This window comes from Streptomyces sp. NBC_01465 (assembly GCF_036227325.1).
Classification (GTDB): Bacteria; Actinomycetota; Actinomycetes; order Streptomycetales; family Streptomycetaceae; genus Streptomyces.
The window spans coordinates 1,280,359-1,305,472 of sequence record NZ_CP109467.1 but is presented as its reverse complement, the minus strand read 5'-3'; the positions used below and the strand labels follow the sequence as shown (position 1 = coordinate 1,305,472).

Sequence of the window (25,114 nt, the reverse complement as noted above, 5' to 3'; positions counted from 1 at the left end):
CATTCACCGAAATGCGGTGCTGAATTCTTGTACGGGTCACGGTGGGCCCGATCCGTTCAGCCAGAACGCCCCGTACACGGCGGACGCCAGGGCCACGGAGCCGAGCACCAGAACCGCCCGCGACCTGCGCAGACGGGCCACCGCCAGGGCGACCGGGAAGAGCAGCGGGAAGGCCGGCAGCAGCAGGCGCGGCTTGGAGCCGAAGTAGCCGGAGGCGCAGAGGGCCAGCGCGACGACGATGCCGCAGTAGACGAGAAGCGGCAGCGGCTGGCGCTGCCGTACGCCCTTCACGTACAGCCAGATCACCAGAGCGACCCCGACGATCAGACCGATCCCGGCCAGGAAGGCCGGACTGCCGCCCAGTTTGTCCCCGATGAACCGGGCGAAGGCCAGACCGCCGTCGAAACCGTTGCCCCAGCCGGCCTGGACGTCGAGGTAGCCGACGATGCCGCCCCCGGTCCTGTGCCCCACCCACAGCACGTACGCCGCCGCGCCCAGCGGTGCCAGCACCGCGCCCGCCAGCATCCGGGCGCGCGGGCCCTCGTCCTTCCGCAGCGCCACCACCACGGCGACCCAGACCGCCGCGACGACAGCCGCACCCACCGGGCGGGTCAGCCCCGCCAGCGACGCCAGGAGGCCGGCCATGATCCAGCGGTCGCGGAGGACCGCGTACAGCGCCCAGGCGGCGAGCGCCGTGAACAGCGATTCGCTGTACGCCATCGATGTGACGATGCCCACCGGCAGCACAGACCAGAGCACGGCCGCCGCGGTGCCCGCCGTGCGTCCGTAGAGCCGGTCGGCGACGGCGAAGATCCCCCAGGCCGCGAAGAGCGAGGCGATCCAGCTCACCGCGAGCCCGGCGTCCGCGTAACCGAGCGGGGTGACGGCCGAGACCAGCCGCTCCAGCCAGGGCAGCAGCGGGAAGAACGCCAGGTTCGAGTGGACGTCTCCATTGGGCAGACGGACCTCGAAGCCGTAGCCGAGGTCGGCGACGCGGGTGTACCAGAGCGAGTCCCAGCGGGCCGAGAGCAGTGTGTGCCAGCTCTTGCCGTTCGCCGCCGACCAGATCGCCAGCACGGCGATCCCGGTCAGCCGCACCGCCACGAACGCGAGCAGCGCGGGACCGGCGCGGTGCAGCGCGGACCGGGGTGGGGCGAGGGGTTGTACAAGATCAGTCACGGCCACGATTATCGGGGTGCGCGGCGCAGGAGAGCGGACAGGGTGTGGCGTACGACACGACACCACCTGACGCTTACATGAACTCGCGTACGCTGGCGGCTCACTCGCCCATCGACGCCGGGCCTGGGGCAATGCCCCACAGACCTGCCGAACGCGAGGGATTTCCACCGGGAGGTAGTTGCATGTCCAGGACGTCCACGGCCGGTGCGCGACTGCGCGCCGCCTCGAGCGGTGCGAACCGCTGGGTCGTCCTGATCGTCCTCTGCATCAGCCTTCTGCTCGTCGCGCTGGACGCCACCGTGCTGCACGTCGCCGTGCCGTCCGTCACACAGGACCTGCACCCCGGCGCGATGCAGCTGCTCTGGATCGTCGACGCCTACCCGCTGGTCTGCGCGTCCCTGCTGATCCTCTTCGGCACGCTCGGGGACCGCGTCGGCCGCCGCCGGATCCTGCTGCTCGGTTACGCGCTCTTCGGCGTGGCCTCCGCCGTCGCGGCCCTCGCGACCACCCCGCAGATACTGATCGGCGCCCGTGCGCTGCTCGGTGTCGGCGGCGCGATGATCATGCCCGCGACGCTCTCGCTGCTGCGGGCGGTCTTCCCCGACCGGCGCGAGCGGGCCGTCGCCATAGGCATCTGGACGGCGGTCGCCGCGGTCGGCGCGGCCACCGGGCCCGTGCTCGGCGGCTTCCTCGTCGAGCACTTCTGGTGGGGCTCGGTCTTCCTGATCAACATCCCGCTGATGGCGGTGATACTGCCGCTCGGCCGCTGGCTGCTGCCCGAGTCCAAGGGCAGCGCCGAGGGACCGTGGGACGTGCTCGGCGCGCTGATGGCCGCGGCCGGTGTGCTCGGTGTCGTGCTCGGCGTGAAACGGCTGGGCGCGGGTGAGGCGGTGTTCGGGGCCGGGACGCTGGGGCCGCTGTGCATCGGGTCCGCGCTGCTGGTTCTTTTCGTACGGCGGCAGAAGCGGCGCGAACACCCCCTCGTCGACATGCGGCTCTTCGCCCGGCCCACCTTCACCACCGCTGTCGGCTGCATCGTCCTCGCCATGCTGGCGCTGGTCGGTCTGGAGCTGATCGCGGTCCAGTACCTGCAGCTCGTGCTGGGACTGAGTCCGCTCGCCACCGGCCTGCGGCTGCTGCCGCTGACCTTCGCCGCCATGGCGGCGGGCGCCACCGGTTCGTACACCCTGCGCCGGATCGGGCCGCGCCGGATGGTCAGTTACGGCTTCGTGCTGACCGCCGCCGCCGTGCTGTGCCTGGTCGCGATGGGCCAGCACGACCGGCCGTGGCTGCTGACGTCCGCCTTCGTGCTGCTGGGCGCCGGGCTGCAGACCACGCTCTTCGGTGCGTACGAATCGATGCTGAGCGAGGCCCCGGCCGACAGCGCCGGCGGGGCGGCCGCCATTGGCGAGACCTCGTACCAGCTGGGTGCGGGGATGGGGATCGCGCTGCTCGGCAGCGTCATGAACGCGGCGTACGCGCCGGCGCTCGCCTCGGTGCAGGGGGTTCCCTCGGGGGCCAGTGCGCATGCGGAGAACTCGCTGGGCGAGGCGTACGAGGTGGCTGCCCGGCTGGGCGGGCCCGCGGGCGAGGCGCTGCGGAGTGCGGCGCGGCATGCGTTTGTGCACGGGCTGCATGTGACGCTGGTCGTCAGTGCGGGGCTGTTGCTGCTGGGGGCTTTGGCTGCGCTGCGGTTGCCTCGGGTCATGGACTGCGGGTCGCCTGCGGCGTGCGTTCCCGCTCCGCGTGAGCGGGAGCGGGGCGCCCGGGTCGATGCGGAGTCGACGGCCTGACCCGGTGTCTGGACGTGCGGGAGGCTGGGTCGTAGTGTCTGCGCGAGCCGTTAATTAGCAGCGCTAGTTTTACGTGAACCGTCGGAGGTCCTGCCATGTCCGCATCCTCGAAGCTGCCGCCCTTCGACCCCGCCGACCCCATCGGCATCGACGACCTGCTCAGCGCCGAGGACCTCGCGATCCGTTCCACCGTGCGCTCCTGGGCCGCGGACCGCGTCATTCCGTACGTCGCCGACTGGTACGAGAAGGGTGAGCTCCCCGGCATCCGTGAGCTGGCCCGCGAGCTCGGCTCCATCGGGGCGCTCGGGATGTCGCTCCAGGGATACGGGTGCGCCGGGGCCAGCGCCGTCCAGTACGGGCTCGCCTGCCTGGAGCTGGAGGCCGCCGACTCGGGGATCCGGTCGCTCGTCTCCGTACAGGGCTCCCTCGCCATGTACGCGATCCACCGCTTCGGCTCCGAGGAGCAGAAGCAGCAGTGGCTGCCCGGTATGGCGGCCGGCGAGATCATCGGCTGCTTCGGGCTGACCGAGCCCGACCGCGGCTCCGACCCGGGCGACATGCGGACGCGCGCCAAGCGCGACGGCACCGACTGGGTGCTCAACGGGCGCAAGATGTGGATCACCAACGGGTCGGTCGCGGGTGTGGCCGTGGTGTGGGCCCAGACCGACGACGGGATCCGGGGCTTCGTCGTACCGACCGACGTGCCCGGCTTCTCCGCCCCCGAGATCAAGCACAAGTGGTCGCTGCGCGCCTCCGTCACCAGCGAGCTCGTGCTCGACGAGGTGCGGCTGCCCGCCGATGCCGTACTGCCGGAGGTTGTCGGACTGAAGGGTCCGCTCAGCTGCCTCAGTCATGCCCGCTACGGGATCGTGTGGGGCGCGATGGGTGCCGCCCGCTCCAGCTTCGAGACGGCGGTGGAGTACTCCAAGACGCGCGAGCAGTTCGGGAAGCCGATCGGCGGGTTCCAGCTGACCCAGGCCAAGCTCGCCGACATGGCCGTCGAGCTGCACAAGGGGATCCTGCTCGCCCATCACCTGGGCATGCGCCTCGACGCGGGGAAGCTCCGCCCCGAGCAGGTCAGCTTCGGCAAGCTCAACAATGTGCGCGAGGCCATCGAGATCTGCCGCACCTCGCGGACGATCCTGGGCGCCAACGGGATCTCGCTCGAGTACCCGATCATGCGCCACGCCACCAACCTCGAGTCGGTGCTCACCTACGAGGGCACCGTCGAGATGCACCAGCTGGTGCTGGGCAAGGCGCTCACCGGTCTGGATGCCTTCCGGTAAGCGACCCTGCCCGGCTCAGCTCTGGTTGAAGAAGCCGCTGTTGGCGCGGCCCGCGGGCTCCCCGCTGACGATCTGCGTGTTGGCGGGGGTCAGCAGGAAGACCCGGGTCGCCACGCGCTCGATGGAACCGCGGAGACCGAAGGTCAGACCCGCGGCGAAGTCCACCACGCGCTTGGCGTCGGCGGGCTCCATGGACGTGAGGTTCATGATCACCGGGACGCCGTCCCGGAACATCTCGCCGATGCCGCGCGCATCCCGGAAACCGTCCGGGGTGATCGTGGCGATCCTGCGGCCCTTCTCCTCGGCCGCCTCGGCGACGACCCGTACGCGAGGGTCGGTCACCCACGCCTCGCCACCGGAGGTCTCGGTCCCCTCCGGGTACTCGTCGTCGTAGTAGCGGTCGTCACTGTCCTCGACAAGCCCCAGCCAGGCACTCGCCTTGCGCACCGAACCCATGGACGCCTCCTTTCACCGCGGTCTGTCTGCGTTCCGCATCCCTATGGTCGTCCATGATGCGGATACTGCGCCAAGTGGATAGTCGCCGCGCAGGTGATTCGTGACGGTACTGGTGCAGAACTTGTGGTGGTTCGTCAGGGATCTTCCTGAGTACGGCTGCTGACAGGATGAAAATAAGACGTCTCCGGCCATGCGGGTGACAGGGGGGACGTACGGGTGAACGGTTCGCTCGATACGATGCGTGCCGCACTGTTGAACGAGGCTCGGGGGAGCGCTGTGTTCGGAATCGTCAGGCCCTGCGCGCACCGCCTCGGCGAAGGGCTGAAGACCGAGTGGATGGCCCATCTCTGCGGACTCTGTCTGGCACTTCGGGGCGACCACGGGCAATTCGCCCGCATCGTCACCAACTATGACGGCCTGATCGTCTCGGTTCTGACGGAGGCTCAGGCCGAGCGGTCGACGGGATGGCGCAGGACCGCCGGGCCCTGTCCGCTGCGTGGTATGCGTACCGCTCCCGTCGCCCAGGGCGAGGGTGCGCGGCTCGCTGCGGCCGTCTCGCTGGTGCTGGCCTCGGCGAAGGTACGCGACCACGTCGCCGACCGGGACGGTCTGTTGGCCCGCCGGCCCGTGGCCGCCGCGGCCCGTCGCGTCGCCGCGGGCTGGGACCGCGCGGGCGCCCGTACCGGCGCGGCGCTCGGATTCGACACCGCGGTCCTCGTCGACGCCGTCGACCGGCAGACCGGGATCGAGGCCCTCGCGGGCCCCGGCACCTCGCTGCTCGTCGTCACCGAGCCGACCGAGACGGCCACTGCGGCCGCCTTCGCGCACACCGCCGTCCTCGCCGGCCGACCCGGCAACGCGGCGCCCCTCGCCGAGGCCGGGCGGCTCTTCGGGCGGCTCGCGCATCTGCTGGATGCCGTGGAGGACCGGGAAACTGACGCGGCGTCGGGTGCCTGGAACCCCCTCTCCGCCACCGGCACCGATCTGGTGGAGGCGCGGCGGCTCTGCGACGACGCGCTGCACGGGATCCGTCTGGCCCTGCGCGACGCGGAGTTCACCGACGACAAGCTGGCGCACGTCCTGCTCGCGCACGAGCTGCAGCGCTCCGTGGACCGGGCGTTCGGTGCGAGCTGCTCGCACCAGTCCCCGACGCCGAGCCCTTTCGGGCCGCCGCCGCCCGGGTTCGACCCGCATACGGGGGAGCCGGAGAAGCCCCCGAAGAAGCCCCGTGGGTTCCTCGCCGGGTGCGCGGTCGCCGTCGGGCTGTTCTGCACCTGCCAGGTGTGCTGTGCGAACGAGTACGAAGGGCCCTGGTCGCGCAAGAAGCGCGAGGGGTGCTGCGACGGCTGCGACGCCTGTGACTGCGGCGGGTGTGACGGCTGCGGTTGCGACGGGTGCGACTGCTGCTGCCCCTGCGACGGTTGCTGACTGGAGGCCTCGGTCATCGGTCGTATGCAATCCGGAGCAAGGGTCCGGTCCTTACCGCGCGGACCTGGGGCGACCCGGACATCATGTTTCGGTGCCGTAAAACAAGCCGATGATCGGGTGACCCCTGGATCGTGAGCCTCGTTGGCCTGGACGCAGAACCATTTCTGCCCATCCGGCACTTGGCTCCCTCCTAAGGGTTATCAGTGGAAGCAGACACATCGGCGGCGGTCCTCCGCCGTCTACCAGGCATGCGCCGCGCGACGCTCTCCGGTCCCCGGACCATTCGCGCCCGGCTCGTCCGGATCCTCGTTCTCTCCCTCGTCCTGCTGCTGACGCTGCTCGGCATCTCGGCGGGGCAGCAGATCGGCGGATACCGGAACGCGGCCGCCACCGTGCAGAACGCACGGCTCGAAGTGACCCTGCAGGGACTCATCCATGAGCTGCAGAAGGAGCGCGGACTCACCACCGGTTACGTCGGCGGTGTCGACCAGTTCCGGGCGAAGTTCCCCGCCCAGCGCAAGGCCACCGACTCCGCGCGGACCGTCCTCGAGCAGGCTCTCACCGGACGGGACGATCCAGCCGCTCGTTCCGTACGCGACGAGATGAGCCGCCTCGACGGGCTCGCCGGGATCCGCAGGTCCGCCGACAACGGCACCGGGAAGGTCACCGAGACCTTCGACTACTTCACCACCACCATCACCGTCCTCAACCGTCTCGGCCTCGGCCTCGACGACGTACGCGACGGACGGCTCCGCAAGGACTACCAGGCGCTCCAAGTGCTCGGTAACTCAAAGGAGTTCATGGGGGAGGAGCGCGCGATCGTCCTCGGCTCCGTGCGGGCCGGGAAGTTCCGCGGCGACGACTACAGCCGCTTCATGGAGATCCGCTCCGGGCGCCTCGCCGCCCTGGAGTCCTTCCCTCAGTCGGCCACCGCCGCCCAGCAGCACCGGCTCGCCGGGGCGCTCTCGACACCCGACGCCGTACGGGCGCTGGGCTTCGAGGCCGCAGCCGTGCGCGGCACCGGCAAACTGTCGGCGCGCAACATCGGCGCCATGGAGTGGTGGGACGCGATGACGTCCACCATCAACGGGCTGCGTACGGTGCAGATCTCGATCGGCGCCGACATCAAGGACCGCGCCGACACCCTGGAGAGCGACTCCCTCCAGCAGCTGCTGATCTTCGCCCTGGTCGCGCTCGGCGCCGTCGCCGCACTCGGCGGGCTCGCGCTCGGCACCGTACGGTCCGTCTCCGGGCCCCTCGACAGCCTGGCCCGCCAGGCGCGCGAGGTGGCGGGCAGCCGGCTGCCGCAGGCCGTCGCGCAGGTGCAGTCGGCGGGCGGCGAACAGCCGAAGCCGCCCGCGCCGCTCGCCCTTCCCGTACAGACGGGAGAAGAGGTCAAGCTCGTCGCCGACGCCTTCGACCAGGTGCAGCGCGCCGCCTTCGACCTCGCCACCGAGCAGGCCGTACTCCGCCGCAACGCCACCGACTCGCTCGTCAGCCTGGGCCGGCGCAACCAGAACCTGGTGCGCCGTCAGATCAGCTTCATCAACAAGCTGGAGCACGAGGACGCCGACCCGGCGACCCTGGCCAACCTCTTCGAGCTGGACCACCTCGCGACCCGTATGCGACGCAACGCCGAGAGCCTCCTGGTCCTCGCCGGAGAGTCGTCGCCGCGCACCTGGGCCACCCCGCTCACCGTCACCGACGTCCTGCGGGCCGCGCTCTCCGAGGTCGAGGAGTACCGGCGCGTGACGCTGCGCCGGGTCGAGCCCGCGCACATCAGCGGCTCCGTCGTCTCCGAGATCGCGCACCTCCTCGCCGAGCTGGTCGAGAACGCGCTGAGCTTCTCGCCGCCCGACTCGGACGTCGAGGTCGAGGGGCGCCGTACCAGCGCCGGATACCTCATCGCGATCGTCGACCACGGCTTCGGGATGGACGCACAGCAGCTCGCCGAGGCGAACGTACGGCTCTCGGGCACGGCCAGCTTCATGGCCGAACCCACCCGGTTCCTGGGCCACTTCGTGGTCGGCGCGCTCGCCAGGAAGTGCGGCATCGAGGTGCGGCTCGGGGAAGCGCCCGCGGCCGGAGTCGTCGCCCGCGTACTGATCCCGGCCACTCTCCTGACGGAGGAAGCCGTGGCGGCGGTGCCCGGCCCGCGTACCGAGGACTCCGTCGCCCCGGCGGCTGCCGTAGCGCGGCCCGTCGTATCCGAGAAGGCGGTGAAGCAGGTGAAGCCGGCCAAGGAGGATCGGCCCGCGGCCTCCAACGGCGCGGCCCGCACCCGTAACGGACTCGTCAAGCGGCCCAAGCGCAGCGGCATTCCGTCGGCCGTCAGCGAGAGCGACGAGCCGCGCTGGCAGCAGGCGGCCGAGCCGACGCCCGACCGCAGCCCGGAGGAGATCTCCGGGATGCTCTCGACGCTCCGCAGCTCGCACATGCGCGGCGGCATCAGCGTCGAGAAGGAGAAAGAGAAGGCCGAGAAGGCCGACCGGGCCGAGAAGGACAGTGCCAAGTGACCGTCGACCTGCACAACGACTCGCAGACCTTCAACTGGCTCCTCGCCAACTTCGTACGGAACACCGACGGGGTGCGCGACGCGGTCGCCGTCTCCTCCGACGGGCTGCTGATCGCGGTCTCCGAAGGTCTCGGCCGCACCGACGCCGACCATCTCTCGGCCATCGTCTCCGGACTCTCCAGCCTGGCGCGCAGTGCGTCGCGGCGCTACGAGTTCGACGGCGTGAAGCTCATCATGATCGAGATGGGGCGGGGCTTCCTGCTCGTCTCGGCGATCCGGGACGGCAGCTGTCTGGGCGTACTGGCCGACAGCAGCGGCGAACTCGGCCTGGTCGGCTATGAGATGGCCGTCCTCTCCGAGCGCGCCGGAGACCTGCTCAACCCGACGCTCATCGCCGATCTGCGGACGGCGCTGCCACGATGAGCGAGGGTTCCGCCGAGGATGCGCTGTTCGTACGGCCGTTCATCATGACCGGCGGACGGTCGGAGCCCGTGCAGGCGGGGCTCCGGCTCGAGACGCTCGTGGTGGCGGCCGACGATGCCCAAGTGCGGGGCCATGGGCTGGAGTTCGAACGACAGCGGATCGTCGCGCTGTGCGCAGAACCGAAGACGGTCGCCGAGGTCGCCGACGGCATCGGAGTGCCGCTCGGTGTCGCCAAGGTACTCATCGCCGACCTGATGGTCGGCGGACTGCTGGACAGCCGGCAGCCGACGGAGCTTCCGCTCCATGTGCTCGAGAGGATCAGGGACCATGTCCGGGCGCTCTGACAAGTCCGTGCCCTTCGCCGTCAAAATCGTGGTCAGCGGCGGTCTGGGAGTCGGCAAGACGACATTCATCGGAGCGGTCTCGGAGATCGAGCCGCTGGACACCGAGGCGGCGATCACCCAGGTCTCGGTGGGGGTCGACTCCCTCGCGGGGGTGGAGGGCAAGACGACGACCACCGTCGCCCTCGACTTCGGGCGGATCTCGCTCGACTCGTCGATCGTGCTCTACCTCTTCGGAACCCCGGGGCAGGACCGGTTCTCCTTCCTCTGGGACGACCTGGTGGAGGGCGCGCTCGGCACGGTGATCCTCGCGGACACCCGGCGCATCGAGGACTCGTTCCCCGCGCTGGACTTCTTCGAGGAGCGCGACGAGCCGTTCGTGCTGGCCATCAACCGCTTCGACGGGGCCCAGCACTTCGACCTCGAAGAGGTGCGGGAGGCGCTCGGTCTCGGAGACCGGGTGCCGGTCGTCGCCTGCGACGCCCGCGACCGCAACTCCGTACGCGATGTGCTCGCCGCGCTGATGGACCAGGTCATCGGCAAGCACCTCGCGGCACGGTCAGGCGGGGGAGGACGGGCCAGGGCGCTGGCCCGTTGACCCCGCCCCGGGGGGAGGGGGCCGGTCCGTCCGTGGGTGCAGACCGGCCCCCTCGTACGTCCGTCACTTGACCTCGGGCGGCGAGATCTCCGACGTCTTGATCGCGGACTCGCTGGTCCGCCACTTCTTCAGGATGCGGTCGTACGTGCCGTCCTTGATGAGCTGGTTGACCGCGGCCTGGAAGGCCGGGGCCAGCTTGCTGCCCTTCTTGAAGGCGAAGCCCACGTCCAGCCGGTGGAACTCATTGAGGAACTTCAGCCCCTGCTGCTGCTCCACCGCGAACCGCAGCCCGTTGATGGTCGACATGACGACATCGCTGCGGCCCTGCTGGAGCGAGATCCACAGGGCGCCCGAGTCGGAGTACGTCTGGACCTTGTACTCCTTCTTGCCGGCGGCCGCGCACACCTTCTTGTTCTTCTCCAGCGTCGCCTCGAAGGTCGTTCCCGCTCCGGTCGCCACATTGAGACCGCACAGCTGGACCAGGTCGGTGATCTTGGCGAGCTTGCTGTCCTTGCGGGTGGCGAAGCCCTGGCCGTCATTGATGTACGTCACGAAGTCGATGACCTTGCGGCGCTCGTCGGTGACCCCGAAGTTGCCCGTACCCAGGTCGTACTTGCCGCTGCCGAGTGCGGGGAGGATCACCTCGAAGGCCGCCGCCTCGCGGTGGAGCTTCAGCCCGAGGACCTTGGCGGCCGCGTCCGCGAAGTCGATGTCCTGGCCGACGATCGTCTTTCCGTCGGGGAGATAGAGGGCGCCGGGCGGGGTGCCGCCGACGGATGTGGCGATCCGGAGCGTCCCCTGCTTGGTCACGTCGGCGGGGAGCAGGGCGGCCGCGGCTTCGTTCTTCGCTACGGACGAGACCACGTCGGTGGTGGGGATCTTCGCGGCGTTCGCCGCCGGCTTGGCGTCGGTTCCCGTGGTCGCGGGATCGCCCGAACCGCAGGCCGTGAGGGTGAGGGCGGCCGCAGTGATCAGGGCGAAGGCTGCGCCGATACGAATGGTGCTCATGGCTGCGGGGTCTCCAGGAGTGGGTGCGCCAAAGGGCCCTGGACCGGGGTCGGTTGCGCGGACAGCGCGGAACCACGGCGCGGGGGCGCGGGGCGTGAAGGCAGGAAAGGGCAGAGCGAGGGGAGGCTGAGCTCAGGCGTGTGAAGGCACGGGTAACCGGCGCGAAGGCGCGAAGGGGCAACGCAGGGAGTCAGCTCAACAGGAAGAGGACCACACTCGACCGAAGTCGATGTGGGAGCGCGTGACCAGCCACTGCTGCGAATGCATGGGCTCAGTGGAACAGGCATCCGTATCCGCGTCAACCGCACTGAGACGTGATGCTCACCATCCGGACACCCTTGACAGCAGGGCGAAGTGGAGCCGTACTCTCGATACGCGGATCGTGCTGAGGGGCTCGGTCTGCATCGCGTTTGTGTGAAGGCATCACCCGTGTTCGATCTCAGCATCCACGGAGCCTTCCTATGTCCGCGTCGCCGGATACCCTCGCCAAACCTTCCCCCGCACCGCCCCCCGCCGAGCTCGACCCCGGCCGACTGCGCATCGTCCCCGTACGCCGAACAGGCCAGTGGGCGGCGGCAGTTGTCGTCCTGGTGCTGCTCGCCCTGGCGCTCAACTCCGTCGTACACAACGACGCCTTCCAGTGGGGCGTCGTCGGCGACTACTTCGCCACCACCGCCGTCCTGCGCGGCCTCTGGCTGACCCTCTGGCTCACCGCGCTCGTCATGGCGCTGGGCTTCGCGCTCGGCACCCTGCTCGCGATCATGCGGCTCTCCGACAACCCCGTGCTGCGCAGCGTCAGTTGGGGCTACGTCTGGCTCTTCAGGTCCACGCCGATCCTCGTCCAGCTGCTCTTCTGGTTCAACATCGGGGCGCTCTACCCGCAGATCCTCGGCGTGAAGACCGTCAACCTGCTCTCCCCGGTCGCCGTCGCCGTCATCGGACTCACCCTCCACGAAGCCGCGTACGCCGCCGAAGTGGTGCGCGGCGGCATCCTCTCCGTCGAACGCGGACAGATCGAGGCCGCCCAGTCACTGGGGCTCGGACGGTGGCGCCGGCTGCGCAGGATCGTCCTTCCGCAGGCCATGCGCTCCATCGTGCCGCCCGCCGGAAACATGCTGATCGGCACCCTCAAGGGCACCTCGATCGTCTCCATCATCGCCGTCAACGACCTGCTCTACTCCGTGCAGCTCGTGTACCACCGCACCTACCAGGTCGTCCCGCTGCTGCTCGTCGCCACCCTCTGGTACGTCGTGGTGACCTCGGTCCTCTCCGTCGGCCAGTACTACCTGGAGCGGCACTACGGGCGAGGTGCCCGGTGAAGCCCTCCGTGGTCGTCGTCGGAGCCGGTCCGCGGGGGACCGGATTCCTGGAGCGGCTCGCCGCCAACGCACCCGAGCTGTACGGCGACCGGGAGCTCGACGTCCACTTCGTCGACCCCTTTCCGCCCGGCGGCGGCCGGATCTGGCGCGAGGAGCAGTCGCCGCTGCTCTGGATGAACTCCATGGCCGAGGACGTCACCATGTTCACCGACTCCTCGGCGCAGCCCCTCGAAGGCCCCGTTCGCACCGGGCCCACCCTCGCCGAATGGGCCGGGCTCGACGGGCAGCACTTCCCCGGGCGCCGGGCCCAGGGCGCGTATCTGCGCTGGGTGTACGAACAGGCCGTCGAAGCCCTCCCGTCCACCGTCTCCGTGCACGAGCACCGGACCCGGGTGCTGCGGATCAGCGGACCGCGCGAGGGGCGCCAACAGGTCTGGCTCGAAGGGCGCACGGAACCGCTCCTGGCCGATCTGGTGGTGCTGACCATCGGCCACCTCGATGCCGAACTCGACGTAGAACAGACCGAGTTGGCGGACTTCGCCGACCGGCACGGGCTGGTCCACCTGCCGCCCGACTTCACCGCCGACTCCGACCTCTCCGCGCTCCCGGCCGGCGAGCCGGTCCTCGTGCGCGGCTTCGGGCTCGCCTTCATCGACCTGATGGTGCTGCTCACCGAAGGCCGCGGCGGGAGCTACGGCGCGGACGGCGAGTACCGGCCCTCCGGGCAGGAGCCCGTCCTGTACGTCGGATCGCGGCGCGGCGTCCCGTACCACTCCAAGATCGGCTACACCTGGCGCGGCGAACGCCCGCCGCTGCCCCGCTTCTTCGGCCCCGAGCAGGTCGACGAGCTCCTCGCGAGGCCCGCCCCGCTCGACTTCCGGCGCGACGTCTGGCCGCTGATCGAGAAGGAGCTGGGCTGGGCCCACTACCACCAGCTCTTCAGCGCCCACCCGGCCCGCACCTCCGTCAACTGGCCGGACTTCGAGGAGAAGTACACCGCCGCCGACCCCGGCAGCCCCGAACTCGACGCCCTCGTCGCCGCCTCCGTACCCGACCCCGCCGACCGCCTCGACCTGGACGCCTTCGACCACCCCCTGCAGGGGGTGCGCTACCCCTCGTACGACGCACTCCAGGACGGGCTGCGCGGCTACATCACCGCCGACCTCGACCGCCGCCACGACCCCGCGCACAGCCAGGACCTCGCCGTCTTCCTCGCCGTCCTCTCCGTATACGGCCAGATCATCCGGCTCGGCGACATCGGCACCTGGTGGCACGGCTTCTTCAGCTACCTCGCCTCGGGCCCGCCGGGCCCCCGGCTGCGCCAGCTCCTCGCCCTCTCCCGGGCCGGAGTCGTCCGTTTCCTCGGCGCGGACACGACCGTCGAGGCCGACGAGACGGGCGGAGTCTTCCGCGCGTCCAGCGCCAGCGTCCCGGGGGAGCACATCGAGGCCCGCGCCCTCGTCGAGGCACGGCTGCCCGACCCGACCCTGGAGCGCACCCGCAGCCCTCTCCTCCTCGCCCTCCACCAGGATGGGGCCGAAGCCACCCCGGCCGGGCTCCTCGTCGTCGATCCCGCCGACGGACGCATCGTCGAACACGGAGCCGGCCCCCACCCGCGCCGCTTCGCGCTGGGCCCGCACACCACCGCCCGCGCCGCCGGGGCCTTCGCCCGCCCCCACACCAACGCCCCCGCCTTCCGGCAGAACGACGCCACCGCGCGCACCGCGCTCACGTTCCTGCGCGACCTCTCACTCGTACGCACCTGATCCCCGAGGACCACCATGACGCTCACCAGCGCCACCGATCCACCCATCGACAAAGCGACCCAGCCACCACCGCCGGCACTCGACTACAGCACCCTCAAGGTCGTCCCCCTGCGCCACCCCTGGCGCTGGGCGGCCGTCGTCGTCACCGCCGTGCTGCTCGCCCAGTTCGCCCACGGACTGGTCACCAATCCCGGCTGGGAGTGGGAGGTCTTCGCCCGCTTCTTCACCGCCGAGACCATCCTCAAGGCGGTCTGGGTCACCCTCCAACTGACCTTCTACGGAACGGCGCTCGGCTTCGCGCTCGGCATCGTGCTGGCCTTCATGAGGCTCTCCGCCAGCCCCTTCCTGAAGACCGTCGCCTTCGGCTACATCTGGGCCTTCCGCTCCATCCCGCTCATCGTGCAGCTGCTCTTCTGGTTCAACCTGGCCTACCTCTACAAGGAGCTGCAGTTCGGGATCCCCTTCGGCCCCGGCTTCTTCTCCTTCGACACGATGGGCCTGGTCGGAGCGATGAGCGCGGCCGTCCTCGGGCTCGCGCTGCACCAGGCGGCGTACGCGGCCGAGATCGTACGAGGCGGTGTACTCGCCGTGGACGGCGGCCAGTTGGAGGCAGCCGCCGCCCTCGGCATCCCCCGGCTGCGCCAGCTGCGGCGGATCGTGCTGCCGCAGGCGATGCGCTCGATCCTCCCCAACGCGGCCAACGAGATCATCTCGCTCTTCAAGGGCACCTCGATCGTCTCCGTCATGGCGATCGGCGAACTCTTCTACCAGGTCCAGGTCGTCTACGGCCGCAACGGCCGGGTCGTCCCGCTGCTGATGGTCGCCACGGTCTGGTACATCCTCCTGACCTCCGCGCTCTCCGTCCTCCAGTACTACGTCGAACGCCACTACGCCAAGGGGGCCGCGCGATGAGCGCCATGGTCGAAGTCCGGTCCGTACAGAAGAGCTTCGGCTCGCTCGAAGTCCTGCGCGGCATCGACCTGGAGGTCGCCGCGGGCGAGGTCACGGTGATCCTCGGCCCGTCCGGCTCCGGCAAGTCCACGCTGCTGCGCACCATCAACCACCTGGAGAAGGTCGACCAGGGCTGGATCAGCGTGGACGGCACCCTCGTCGGTTACCGGCGCTCGGGCGACAAGCTCTACGAACTGCGCGAGCGCGAAGTCCTCAAGCAGCGCACGCAGATCGGCTTCGTCTTCCAGAACTTCAACCTCTTCCCGCACCTCACCGTGCTGGAGAACGTCGTCGAGGCGCCGGTCGCCGCCCTCGGCCGGCCGAAGAAGGAGGCCGTCGCGGCGGCGGAAAAACTCCTGGACCGGGTCGGTCTCGCCGACAAGGCCGCCTCGTACCCCAAGCAGCTCTCCGGCGGCCAGCAGCAGCGCGTCGCCATCGCCCGCGCGCTCGCCCTGGAGCCCAAGCTGCTGCTCTTCGACGAGCCGACGTCCGCGCTCGACCCCGAGCTGGTGGGTGAAGTCCTCGACGTCATCAAGGACTTGGCGCTCCAGGGCACCACGATGATCGTCGTCACGCATGAGATCGGCTTCGCCCGCGAGGTCGCGGACACCGTCGTCTTCATGGACGAGGGCCGGATCGTCGAGCAGGGCGCGCCCGCCGACGTACTCGACGCCCCGCAGCACGAGCGCACCCGCGCCTTCCTCTCCAAGGTCCTCTGACCTGCCATGCCCACTCACCACAGGAGCCCGTACGTGAAGACCGTCGCCCGCCCCCTCGCCGCCACCGCAGTCGCCGCACTCCTCCTCACCGGCTGCTCCAGCGCGGACGCCACGACCGACGCCGTGAAGCCCGCGGGCGCGAAGGGGACCGGCATCAACATCGGCCCCGACCAGCACCGCATCCACGGCAAGAAGGTCGAGGCGATCGCCGCCCAGGTGCCGGAGGCGCTCCGCAAACGCGGCACGATCCGCTTCGGCGCCAGCGCGGACGCGTCCCCGCCACTCGGCTTCTTCGCGACCGACGACAAGACCCGCATCGGCTCCGAGATCGACCTGGCGACGCTGATCGCGGACACGCTCGGCCTGAAGCCCGAGTTCGACGAGGTCTCCTGGGAGAACCTCTTCGTCGGCCTGGACAGCTCGAAGTTCGACGGTGTCCTCTCCAACGTCACGGTCACCGAGGAGCGTAAGGAGAAGTACGACTTCGCCACCTACCGCCTGGACAACATCGCCTTCGAGGCGAAGAAGGGCAGCGGCTGGAAGGTGAAGGGCCCGGCCGACGTGGCGGGCAAGACGATCGCGGTCGCCTCGGGCACCAACCAGGAGAAGATCCTGGTCGACTGGAGCGAGCAGAACGAGAAGGCGGGCCGCAAGCCCGTCGACATCAAGTACTTCCAGAAGGACACGGACTACTACCTGGCGCTCCAGTCGGGCCGGATCGACGGCTACTTGGGCCCGAACCCGTCGGTGGCGTACCACGTGGCCTCGGCGGGCCAGAGCGAGGTGGTCGGGACGCTGTCTGGGGCGGGCGGCCAGATCCAGGGCAAGATCGCCGCCACGACGAAGAAGGACAGCGGCCTGGTGGACGCGTACGCGGCCGCGATCGACCACATCATCGAGGACGGCTCGTACGCGAAGGTGCTGAAGCGCTGGGGCCTGTCGGGCGAGGCGGTGAAGAAGTCGGAGATCAACCCGCCGGGCCTCCCGAAGGTGTAGCCGACGCCAGCCAACTCCCCTCCATTGAAAGGCCGTTGGGCCCCATGTCAGCCACCCGATCGCTCCATCTCTCCGCCGAGATCGGCGGACCGCCCCACTTCGACGCCGCGCACTACGTCTCCCTCGCCCGGCTCGCCGAGCGCGGCACCCTCGACTTCGTCACGCTCTCCGACACCTTCGCCCGGCCCGGGCCCGACGCGCTCGCGGTCCTCTCCCGGGTCGCTCCCGCCACCGAGCGCATCGGGCTCGTACCGACCGTGACCACCACGCACACCGAGCCCTTCCACGTCTCGGCCGCCGTCGCCACTCTCGACTGGGTGAGCCGCGGGCGCGCCGGGTGGGCTGTCGATGTGTCGACCGGCGAGGCCGAGGCGCGGCTCTTCGGGCGGCGCAGCGCCGCACCCGGGGACGACCTCTGGCACGAAGCCCGTGAAGTCGCCGACGTCGTCGGCAAGTTGTGGGACAGCTGGGAGGACGACGCCGAGATACGCGACTCCTCGACAGGGCGCTTCATCGACCGCGACAAGCTGCACTATGTCGACTTCAAAGGGCGCACCTTCTCCGTACGAGGACCCTCGATCGTCCCCAGGCCCCCGCAGGGCCACCCCGTCACGGTGATCGACGCGACCGCCGACGCCGCCCGCGCGGCAGCGGTCCGGCACGCCGACATCGCGCTCGTACGGACGGACACCCCGACCGCCGCGCGCGCCGCCCGCGAGGAGATACGCGACCGGGCACGCGCCCACGGACGCGACCCCGACCGGCTGAGCGTCCTCGCCGCGCTCCCCATCGAACTCCACACCACCGCCGACGCGGTGGATCTCGCCGGGCTGGTCGGGGACTGGTACGAGCAGGGCGCCGTCGACGGGGTGCACCTCCTCCCCGCCGACGTGGAGCGCGACCTGGGGTTCGTCGTCGACGGCACCGTCCCGCTGCTCCAGCACCGCGGACTGCTGCGGCGCTTCTACCCGGGCGCGACCCTCCGCGAGCACTTGGGGCTGACTCGGCCCGTCAACCAGTACGCACGCGCGGGTGAGAGCTCATGACGAAGCAGATTCATCTGGCCGCCCACTTCCCCGGCGTCAACAGCACCACCGTCTGGACCGACCCCCGCTCCCGGAGCCAGATCGACTTCTCCTCCTTCGAGCAGCTCGCCCGCACCGCCGAGCGCGGCAAGTTCGACTTCTTCTTCCTCGCCGAGGGGCTGCGGCTGCGCGAGCACAAGGGGCTCATCCACGACCTCGACGTGGTCGGCAGGCCCGAGTCGCTCACCGTGCTCAACGCCCTGGCCGCCGTCACCGACCGCCTCGGCCTGGCGGCCACCGTCAACGCCACCTTCAACGAGCCCTACGAACTCGCCCGCCGCCTCGCCACCCTCGACCACCTCAGTGCCGGCCGCGCCGCCTGGAACGTCGTCACCTCCTCCGACGCCTTCACCGGCGAGAACTTCCGGCGCGGCGGCTATCTCGACCGGGCCGACCGGTACAAGAGGGCGGCCGAATTCGTGGAAACAGCACGGGAGTTGTGGGACTCCTGGACACCCGAAGGGACATCCCGCCCCTTCTCCCACCACGGTCCGCACTTCGACATCGAGGGCGAGTTCACCGTCCCGCGCTCCCCGCAGGGCCACCCCGTCGTCATCCAGGCCGGGGACTCCGACGAGGGCCGCGAGTTCGCCGCAGCCTCCGCCGACGTCATCTTCACGCGGCACGGCACGCTGGAGGCCGGCCGTACCTTCTACGCCGACGTCAAGGCACGGCTCGCGGCATACGGGCGCGACCCCGACGACCTCAAGATCATGCCCGGCGTGACCTTCGTCCTGGGAGAGACCGCGGCCGACGCCCAGGAGCGGGCCGCCGAGATCCGCAAACAGCAGGTCTCCCCGCAGAACGCCCTGCTCGCCCTGGAGCAGATCTGGGGCCGCGACCTCTCCGCGTACGACCCGGACGGACCGCTCCCCGACATCGACCCCGACCCGGACTCCGGACTCGTCCAGGGCCGCGTCAGGATCGCCGATCCCTTTGCCGTCGCCGCGAAGTGGCGGGCGCTGTCCGAGGAGAAGGGGCTGTCCATCCGGCAGACGGTCATCGAGACGAGCACCCGGCAGTCCTTCGTGGGCACCCCGCAGTCGGTCGCGGACGAGCTGGACACCTTCGTGCAGACCGAGGCGGCCGACGGCTTCATCCTCGTGCCCCACCTCACCCCCGGCGGCCTCGACGACTTCGTCGACCAGGTCGTGCCGCTCCTCCAGGAGCGCGGCGCGTTCCGCACGGAATACGCCGGAACCACCCTGCGCTCCCACCTCGGGCTGCCCGAGCCCGTATGGAAAGGTTGATCAACATGAGCACCACCACAGACACAGACGCAGATGCTTCGCAGGACTGGAAGAACTGGCACGAACAGCGCGCCCAGACGGTCTCCGCGCCCTACGGGCCGCTGGCCCTCACGGGCACCCACTGGCTCGACGACGCCGTGGAAGGGCGAATTCCGGACGTCCCCGGGCAGTGGTCCGAGGACGGCGACGAGATCGTCCTGACCGCATCCGCGGCCGACGGACTCAGCCTCGACGGCGCCCCGTTCACCGGAGAGACCCGCCTCACCGCCGACACAGGACCGACCGCCTCCTCGCGCCTCGCACAGGGCGAGCGCCGCCTTGTCGTGCTGCGCCGCGAGGGCCTGTGGGCGGTCCGCGTCTGGGACCCGCAGTCCGAGACGCGCGGCGCCTTCGCGGGCATCGAGGCCACACCGTACGACGAGAAGTGGGTGCTGCCGGGCCTCTTCCGGCCGTACGGGGAGAGCCGCACCGTCCAGGTCCCCAACGCCGACGGCCGCGACCGTGGCCTGGGCCTCGGCGGTGAACTGGCCTTCACCCTGGACGGCGACGAGCACACCCTCCAGGTCTCCGTCGAGGAGGACGGCTCGCTCTGGGCCGTCTTCGCGGACACCACCAGCGGAAGGTCCAGCTTCCGCTTCCGGTTCCTGCGCCCCTCCGCGCCGGCCGCCGACGGCACGGTCCAGGTCGACTTCAACCGGTCGCTGCTCCCGCCCTGCGCCTTCGCCGCGCACTTCATCTGCCCCTTCCCTCCCCCCGGCAACACGCTCCCGGTCGACGTCGCCGCGGGCGAGCGTTCGGTGCGTACGCGCTGAGCTGCGGCTGCGTACGGACTGATCGAAGGCCCGGCCGAAAGGCGCCCTTGCGCCCCGCGGCCGGGCCGCGCTGTACTCCCGAACAGCGCTTGTCAGGAGCACGGCGCATGCGGAATGCGTCCTGCCCTTTGGCTGCGCCTCACGGGTCCCCCCACCTTGTGGACCCTCGATTCCTTTCGGGAGGAACTGAAGTGAGGATCAAGCGCACCACCCCCCGCAGCGGTCTTGCGAGACGCGCCCGGCTGATCGCCGTAACGTCCGGTCTGGCAGCGGCAGTTGCCCTCACCGTGCCGAACGCGAACGCGAGCGCGGACCAGAACCGCACCTTCAGCACCAACCAGCTCTCGGCGGTCAGCGAAGCCGTCAAGGGCGCGGATGTGGCAGGCACCGCCTGGTACACCGACCCGGCGACCAAGAAGGTCGTCGTCACCGCCGACTCCACGGTCTCCCAGGCGGAGATAGCCCAGATCAAGCAGGAGGCCGGCAGCAACTCGGGCGCGATCCGCGTCGAGCGCACCCCGGGCACCTTCAAGAAGCTGATCTCCGGCGGAGACGCCATCTACGGCGGCGCGTACCGCTGTTCGCTGGGCTTCAACGTCGTCAGCGGCTCCACCTACTACTTCCTCACCGCCGGCCACTGCGGTGAGGTCGCCTCCACCTGGTACTCGAACTCAGGACACACCACGACGCTGGGCACGAACGTCGGCTACAGCTTCCCGACGAACGACTTCGCCCTGGTCAGGTACACCAACACCAGCGTCGCCCACGCGGGCGCCGTCGGCAGCCAGGACATCACCCGCGCGGCCAACCCCACCGTCGGCCAGACCGTCACCCGGCGCGGCTCCACCACCGGCATCCACAGCGGCCGGGTCACCGCCCTGAACGCCACCGTCAACTACGGCGGCGGTGACGTCGTCTACGGGATGATCCAGACCACGGTCTGCGCCGAGGGCGGCGACAGCGGCGGCGCGCTGTACTCCGGCACCACGGCACTCGGTCTCACCTCCGGCGGCAGCGGCAACTGCTCCTCCGGCGGCACCACGTTCTTCCAGCCCGTCGTGGAAGCCCTCAACTACTACGGCGTGAGCGTCTACTGATACCGCGGTAAGCAGCGATGAGGAGCCCCCGCCCGGAACGCCGGGCGGGGGCTCTTGCGTCCTCTGAGAAGATGGACGGGGAGCTGTGCCCGGACGGAGGCAGGAGGCGTATGAAGCGCATCGGAGTGACCGGTCACCGCAGCATTCCTTCCGCATCTCTCACTCATGTACGTGACGGCATGCGCGCCGTTCTCTGCGCCAACGGCGGCTCTCTGCAGGCGCTCTCCAGCCTGGCGACCGGCGCCGACCAGATGTTCGCCGACATCGCCCTGGAGTGCGGCGCAGAGCTCATCGCGGTCATTCCCAGCGACGACTACGAACTGGGCTTCGACAGCAGGGACGAACTCGACGGCTACCACCGGCTCAAGAGCCGGGCCTCGCAGGAGATCTGGCTGAACCACCCGCACGCGACCGACGAGGCGTACTACGCGGCGGGCGCCTACATCGCCGACAACTGCGACCGCCTCCTCGCGGTCTGGGACGGCCTCCCCGCGCGCGGTCTCGGCGGCACGGGCGACATCGTCAACTACGCGCTCGACGTAGGAAAACCCGTCACCGTGATCTGGCCGGCCGGCGTACGGCGTACGTAACCGCGCCGTTCAACCCCCGTGCCGCGCAAGCCAGTCGGTGTGCTGCGGGGAGACGATCCGCTCGGTCTCGTACACGGCGGACGACCACTGGGCCTCGGTGATCCGGCTCTCCAGCGAGGTGTGCATCGCCTTCAGCTCCTCCTCCACCAGCTCATGGGCGGAGATGAGGGGCTGATGGCGGCGGAACTCGGTCCAGGCGACACACGCGGCGGCCGCGGCCGAGAACACCCCGGCGATACTGGCGTTCTCCGCGACCGAGAAGGCCCGCAGCGTCCCGAAGACCAGCGCGGTCAGCGTCAGCAGGGTGAAGGTGGCCGACCAGAGCAGCGTCCCGTGCCGGGAGGCCTCCTGTTTGCGGCGGTACCAGTTGCGCTGCTCGATGAGGCGGTCCCGTACGTAGGTCTCGCGGCGGACGGCGAAGGGCCGGCTCCGTAACTCCCGCATGGCGGGCGTGATCAGACCGTCCTTGGGCGTCCTGGGCTCCCAGCCGACTTTCCGCAGCTCCCGCAGCCCCTCCTCCAGACGGGAGGTGAACACCACGTCCACGTCAGGGGATTCGGCGTCGAAGGGCGCTCCGTGCACGGCGTAGCGCCAGCACATGGACTTGATGAAGTCGGCGGCGGAGCGGTTGAGTTGCCAGTGCGACTTTGCCCTGCGCCGCGAGGCGAGGAAGGTGAGAAGGAGCACACCGGCGTACGCCAACGCGCTGAGTGCGCCGATGACTTGGAGCGAGCCCCCCAGCTTGCCGTGCCACGGCAGCGCGGCCACCGCCGCACCCGCCACCAGCAGCAGAAGCTGCGCTCGGGTGGCCGTGACAGCCTCCCGTTGCCGGGTGATGGCGAGAGCGTCCGCGCGGTGGAACAGTTCCGGCAGGTCGGCACTGCGGAAGACCATGCTCTGCACCGGGCCGGGAAACGCCACCACGTGTACCCCCGTCTGCGATTTTAGTCTTCACTCTTTCGATGGAACGTGTCACTCCGAATTTCCCCAGCAAGCCCCGAGCAACGCTCGTGTTACACACGACCGCGTTCAGTTGCCATCAGTGTGCATGAGAGTAAAGTCGACCCGCCGACACTGCAACGGTGCAAGTATCGGCACCCCTGACCATGTCCAGAAAACACCCATCAAGGACGGCCGTGAAGACCTCCGTAAATTCCGCTTCCTTCGCCATCGCGAAGAAGAGCCGTGTGCCGCTGGCCGAGATCGACGTACGCGGCGCCGAGGCCGCCCAGCAGCTCGGCCGCATTCTGCCCGCGTCAACCGGCCGCTCCATGCGTGCCTCGACCTTCAACTCGGCGCTCTAGACTGGCGGAATGACTGGACCCCTGGTCCCATTCCGCGAGATCGTTCTGAAAGTTCACAGCAGATGCGATCTTGCCTGCGATCATTGCTATATCTACGAATCCGCAGATCAGAGCTGGCGTACCCGCCCGAAAACGATCTCTGACGAAGCGATTCACCAGACTGCTCTGCGACTGGCGGAGCATGCCAGGACCCATGCACTGCCCTCCGTGTCAGTGATCCTGCACGGAGGGGAGCCTCTTCTTGCCGGCCCCGCGCGTCTGCGCCGCGTCTGCGAAGAGCTCACGGAGGCGCTGGGTCCCGTGGCCGAGCTGGACTTGCGCATCCACACCAACGGCCTCCAGCTGAGCCCGCGTTATCTCGACCTGTTCGACGAGTTCAACGTCCGGGTCGGCATCTCCCTCGACGGCGACCAGGCCTCCAACGACCGCCACCGCCGCTTCGCCGACGGCCGCACCAGTCATCCGCTGGTGCTCAGGGCCGTCGACCTGCTGCGCGAGGAGCGGTACGCGCACCTCAACCTCGGCCTGCTCTGCACCATCGACGTGGAGAACGATCCGCTCGCGGTGTACGACGCCCTCCTCGAACTTGATCCACCGCGCATCGACTTCCTGCTGCCCCATGCCACCTGGGACGAGCCCCCGCACCGCCCGGACGGCTCGCCCTCCGCGTACGCCGACTGGATCCTCGCCGTATACGACCGCTGGGACGGCCAGGGCCGCCCGGTTCCCGTACGCCTCTTCGAGTCGGTGATCTCCACCCTGAACGGCGGCCCGAGCCTGACCGAATCGCTCGGCCTCGCCCCCACCGACCTGGTGGTCGTGGAGACCGACGGGACCCTGGAGCAGGTCGACTCGCTGAAGACCGCCTACGAGGGCGCCGCCGCCACGGGATTCGACGTGTTCCGCAACGCCTTCGACGAGGTCGCGGCCCACCCGGGCGTCCGGGCACGGCAGCTGGGTCTCGAAGGCGTCAGCGAGACCTGCCGTGCGTGCCCCGTCGTACGTTCGTGCGGCGGAGGGCTCTACACCCACCGCTACCGCGCCGGTTCCTTCGACCACGAGTCGGTCTACTGCACCGATCTCGAAGCGCTGGTGCGCGGCATCGAGGCGCGTACGCCGGCCGCCCTCCCGGACCGGGACGAGACCGCCGCCGCCCAGCTGGATCTGACCCGCACTCTGCTCGCCCGGCTGAACGCCGATCTCGCGGGACGCGGCGGCGCGGCCTGGGACGAGGCGTGGGCGCTCGCCGGTCTCGTCGAGGAGCGGGCGGAGGAGGGCCTCGACGGGGTGCTCGCCCACCCGTACGCCCGCAGCTGGCTGCTCGGCGCGCTCGACGCGCTGCGCGAGGGCCGTGCCCCCGAGCTGGACGCGCTGGGAGGCCTGGTCGCCGCAGCGGCCGTACGGGGCGCTCTCGAGCTCACGGTCCCCGTCGCCCATACCGACGGACTGCTCCATCTGCCGACCCTCGGCACCCTGCGTGTGGCCCCCGAGGGGACGAGCGGGCGGGTCGAACTGCTCGTCGCCGACAAGGGATTCACCGTCGCCGGCCGGACGGGGGAGTGGCAGCCCCTGCGCAGGATCGGCTGCGACGGGGCGCCCGATCTCGCCCTGGACGACCTCGATCCGTACCGCGACTGCTTCGGTACGGAACCGGGCGCACGCCTCGGGCAGGCCGGGGCACAGGAGTGGAGCCGCCGGTTCACCGAGGTCTGGGCCTCGCTGCGCCGGGAGCTTCCCGCGGTGGCCGAGGACGCCGAGCAGTGGCTGACCACGGTCACACCGCTGGCCTCGGGGGAGCCCGGGGCCGGGCGGCACGCGCTGGGCGCCCTGGGTGTCGCGATCGACGGGCTCAGCGTGGAGGGGTTGGCGCGCGGGGTGCGGAGGGCGAAGTTCCGGGCGCTGGTCGAGGTGGCCGATCTCTATGCGCAGGACGGGGCCTGGCTGTACGCGGCGGGCTGGGCGGAGGGGCCGCTCACCGTCTCGGAGCTGCTGGCCGGAACGTACGAAAGGGCCGTGCTCGGTACGTACAGCGGCGATATCCGGCAGGCCCTGGAGGCGCTCGAAAGGGCTCCGGAACTGACCGTCAGCGGCAAGAGCCTGGTCGCAGAGGTCTGGAAGGAATGGGGCGCCGCTTCGAGGTTGACCGAAAAGCGGCGCTGATTGACCGAACGTTGTGGGGATGGAGCAGGGGCTGCTCC

23 protein-coding genes are annotated in these 25,114 nt (G+C 70.0%); 19 read left to right on the top strand and 4 right to left on the bottom strand.

Annotated elements, in window-relative coordinates:
* Window positions 1-36: 36 nt before the first annotated feature.
* Window positions 37-1,179, bottom strand: coding sequence for a glycosyltransferase family 39 protein (locus OG707_RS05840; protein WP_329115070.1), 1,143 nt, complete (start codon window positions 1,177-1,179; stop codon window positions 37-39).
* Window positions 1,180-1,361: 182 nt separating this feature from the next.
* On the opposite strand from OG707_RS05840, the gene OG707_RS05835 reads away from it, so the two are divergent.
* Entirely contained in the window at window positions 1,362-2,972 is a 1,611-nt protein-coding gene (locus OG707_RS05835; protein WP_329115068.1) for an MFS transporter, read from the top strand.
* Between the two features lie 95 nt (window positions 2,973-3,067).
* Window positions 3,068-4,258 (top strand): acyl-CoA dehydrogenase family protein, encoded by a 1,191-nt coding sequence (locus OG707_RS05830; RefSeq protein WP_329115066.1) that lies wholly within the window; start codon window positions 3,068-3,070, stop codon window positions 4,256-4,258.
* Between the two features lie 15 nt (window positions 4,259-4,273).
* Here the strand turns inward: OG707_RS05830 and OG707_RS05825 are convergent, their stop codons facing one another.
* Complete coding sequence (locus tag OG707_RS05825) at window positions 4,274-4,714, bottom strand: cell division protein SepF (RefSeq protein ID WP_329115064.1); 441 nt, start codon at window positions 4,712-4,714, stop codon at window positions 4,274-4,276.
* 237 nt (window positions 4,715-4,951) lie between these two features.
* On the opposite strand from OG707_RS05825, the gene OG707_RS05820 reads away from it, so the two are divergent.
* The 5 genes from OG707_RS05820 to OG707_RS05800 all read left to right on the top strand — a co-directional run bounded on the left by OG707_RS05820 (window position 4,952) and on the right by OG707_RS05800 (window position 10,019).
* Entirely contained in the window at window positions 4,952-6,142 is a 1,191-nt protein-coding gene (locus OG707_RS05820) for a DUF5685 family protein (RefSeq protein WP_329115063.1), read from the top strand.
* Between the two features lie 203 nt (window positions 6,143-6,345).
* Window positions 6,346-8,658 carry a sensor histidine kinase gene (locus OG707_RS05815; protein ID WP_329115061.1) on the top strand — a complete coding sequence of 771 codons (2,313 nt, stop codon included), beginning with the start codon at window positions 6,346-6,348 and terminating at the stop codon, window positions 8,656-8,658.
* Window positions 8,655-9,080 (top strand): roadblock/LC7 domain-containing protein, encoded by a 426-nt coding sequence (locus OG707_RS05810; protein ID WP_329115059.1) that lies wholly within the window; start codon window positions 8,655-8,657, stop codon window positions 9,078-9,080. The genes OG707_RS05815 and OG707_RS05810 overlap by 4 nt, the downstream gene beginning before the upstream one ends.
* Window positions 9,077-9,424 carry a DUF742 domain-containing protein gene (locus OG707_RS05805; RefSeq protein ID WP_329115057.1) on the top strand — a complete coding sequence of 116 codons (348 nt, stop codon included), beginning with the start codon at window positions 9,077-9,079 and terminating at the stop codon, window positions 9,422-9,424. The genes OG707_RS05810 and OG707_RS05805 overlap by 4 nt, the downstream gene beginning before the upstream one ends.
* Window positions 9,408-10,019 (top strand): GTP-binding protein, encoded by a 612-nt coding sequence (locus OG707_RS05800; RefSeq protein WP_329115054.1) that lies wholly within the window; start codon window positions 9,408-9,410, stop codon window positions 10,017-10,019. The genes OG707_RS05805 and OG707_RS05800 overlap by 17 nt, the downstream gene beginning before the upstream one ends.
* Before the next feature lie 63 nt (window positions 10,020-10,082).
* Here OG707_RS05800 and OG707_RS05795 read toward each other — a convergent pair whose 3' ends face one another.
* Window positions 10,083-11,027, bottom strand: a complete 945-nt coding sequence (locus tag OG707_RS05795) for an ABC transporter substrate-binding protein (RefSeq protein WP_329115052.1) — start codon at window positions 11,025-11,027, stop codon at window positions 10,083-10,085.
* 461 nt (window positions 11,028-11,488) lie between these two features.
* On the opposite strand from OG707_RS05795, the gene OG707_RS05790 reads away from it, so the two are divergent.
* From OG707_RS05790 to OG707_RS05745, 10 genes are all read left to right on the top strand, one after another.
* Window positions 11,489-12,346, top strand: a complete 858-nt coding sequence (locus OG707_RS05790) for an amino acid ABC transporter permease (protein ID WP_329115050.1) — start codon at window positions 11,489-11,491, stop codon at window positions 12,344-12,346.
* Window positions 12,343-14,112 (top strand): FAD/NAD(P)-binding protein, encoded by a 1,770-nt coding sequence (locus tag OG707_RS05785; protein WP_329115048.1) that lies wholly within the window; start codon window positions 12,343-12,345, stop codon window positions 14,110-14,112. The genes OG707_RS05790 and OG707_RS05785 overlap by 4 nt, the downstream gene beginning before the upstream one ends.
* Window positions 14,113-14,127: 15 nt before the next feature.
* Window positions 14,128-15,024, top strand: a complete 897-nt coding sequence (locus OG707_RS05780) for an amino acid ABC transporter permease (RefSeq protein WP_329115046.1) — start codon at window positions 14,128-14,130, stop codon at window positions 15,022-15,024.
* A 5-nt stretch (window positions 15,025-15,029) separates the two neighbouring features.
* Window positions 15,030-15,782: an amino acid ABC transporter ATP-binding protein gene (locus OG707_RS05775; RefSeq protein ID WP_329127629.1), complete on the top strand. Its 753-nt coding sequence runs from the start codon at window positions 15,030-15,032 to the stop codon at window positions 15,780-15,782.
* 33 nt (window positions 15,783-15,815) lie between these two features.
* Window positions 15,816-16,778 (top strand): ABC transporter substrate-binding protein, encoded by a 963-nt coding sequence (locus OG707_RS05770; protein ID WP_329115044.1) that lies wholly within the window; start codon window positions 15,816-15,818, stop codon window positions 16,776-16,778.
* Window positions 16,779-16,822: 44 nt separating this feature from the next.
* Window positions 16,823-17,824, top strand: a complete 1,002-nt coding sequence (locus tag OG707_RS05765) for an LLM class flavin-dependent oxidoreductase (RefSeq protein ID WP_329115042.1) — start codon at window positions 16,823-16,825, stop codon at window positions 17,822-17,824.
* Complete coding sequence (locus OG707_RS05760) at window positions 17,821-19,113, top strand: NtaA/DmoA family FMN-dependent monooxygenase (protein WP_329115039.1); 1,293 nt, start codon at window positions 17,821-17,823, stop codon at window positions 19,111-19,113. The genes OG707_RS05765 and OG707_RS05760 overlap by 4 nt, the downstream gene beginning before the upstream one ends.
* Window positions 19,114-19,118: 5 nt before the next feature.
* Entirely contained in the window at window positions 19,119-19,925 is an 807-nt protein-coding gene (locus OG707_RS05755; protein WP_329115037.1) for a DUF1684 domain-containing protein, read from the top strand.
* Window positions 19,926-20,116: 191 nt separating this feature from the next.
* Entirely contained in the window at window positions 20,117-21,022 is a 906-nt protein-coding gene (locus OG707_RS05750; protein ID WP_329115035.1) for a S1 family peptidase, read from the top strand.
* Between the two features lie 110 nt (window positions 21,023-21,132).
* On the top strand, window positions 21,133-21,612 hold the full coding sequence (locus OG707_RS05745) for a hypothetical protein (protein WP_329115032.1): 480 nt from the start codon (window positions 21,133-21,135) through the stop codon (window positions 21,610-21,612).
* Between the two features lie 9 nt (window positions 21,613-21,621).
* On the opposite strand, the gene OG707_RS05740 is transcribed toward OG707_RS05745, so the two are convergent.
* Window positions 21,622-22,506, bottom strand: a complete 885-nt coding sequence (locus OG707_RS05740; protein WP_329115030.1) for a DUF4231 domain-containing protein — start codon at window positions 22,504-22,506, stop codon at window positions 21,622-21,624.
* 242 nt (window positions 22,507-22,748) lie between these two features.
* Here OG707_RS05740 and fxsA point away from each other — a divergent pair, with 242 nt between their 5' ends.
* On the top strand, window positions 22,749-22,916 hold the full coding sequence (fxsA, locus tag OG707_RS05735; protein ID WP_329115028.1) for an FxSxx-COOH cyclophane-containing RiPP peptide: 168 nt from the start codon (window positions 22,749-22,751) through the stop codon (window positions 22,914-22,916).
* A 9-nt stretch (window positions 22,917-22,925) separates the two neighbouring features.
* Window positions 22,926-25,076 (top strand): radical SAM/SPASM protein FxsBH, inactivated beta-hydroxylase extension form, encoded by a 2,151-nt coding sequence (gene fxsBH, locus OG707_RS05730; RefSeq protein ID WP_329115026.1) that lies wholly within the window; start codon window positions 22,926-22,928, stop codon window positions 25,074-25,076.
* The last annotated feature ends 38 nt before the right edge of the window (window positions 25,077-25,114 follow it).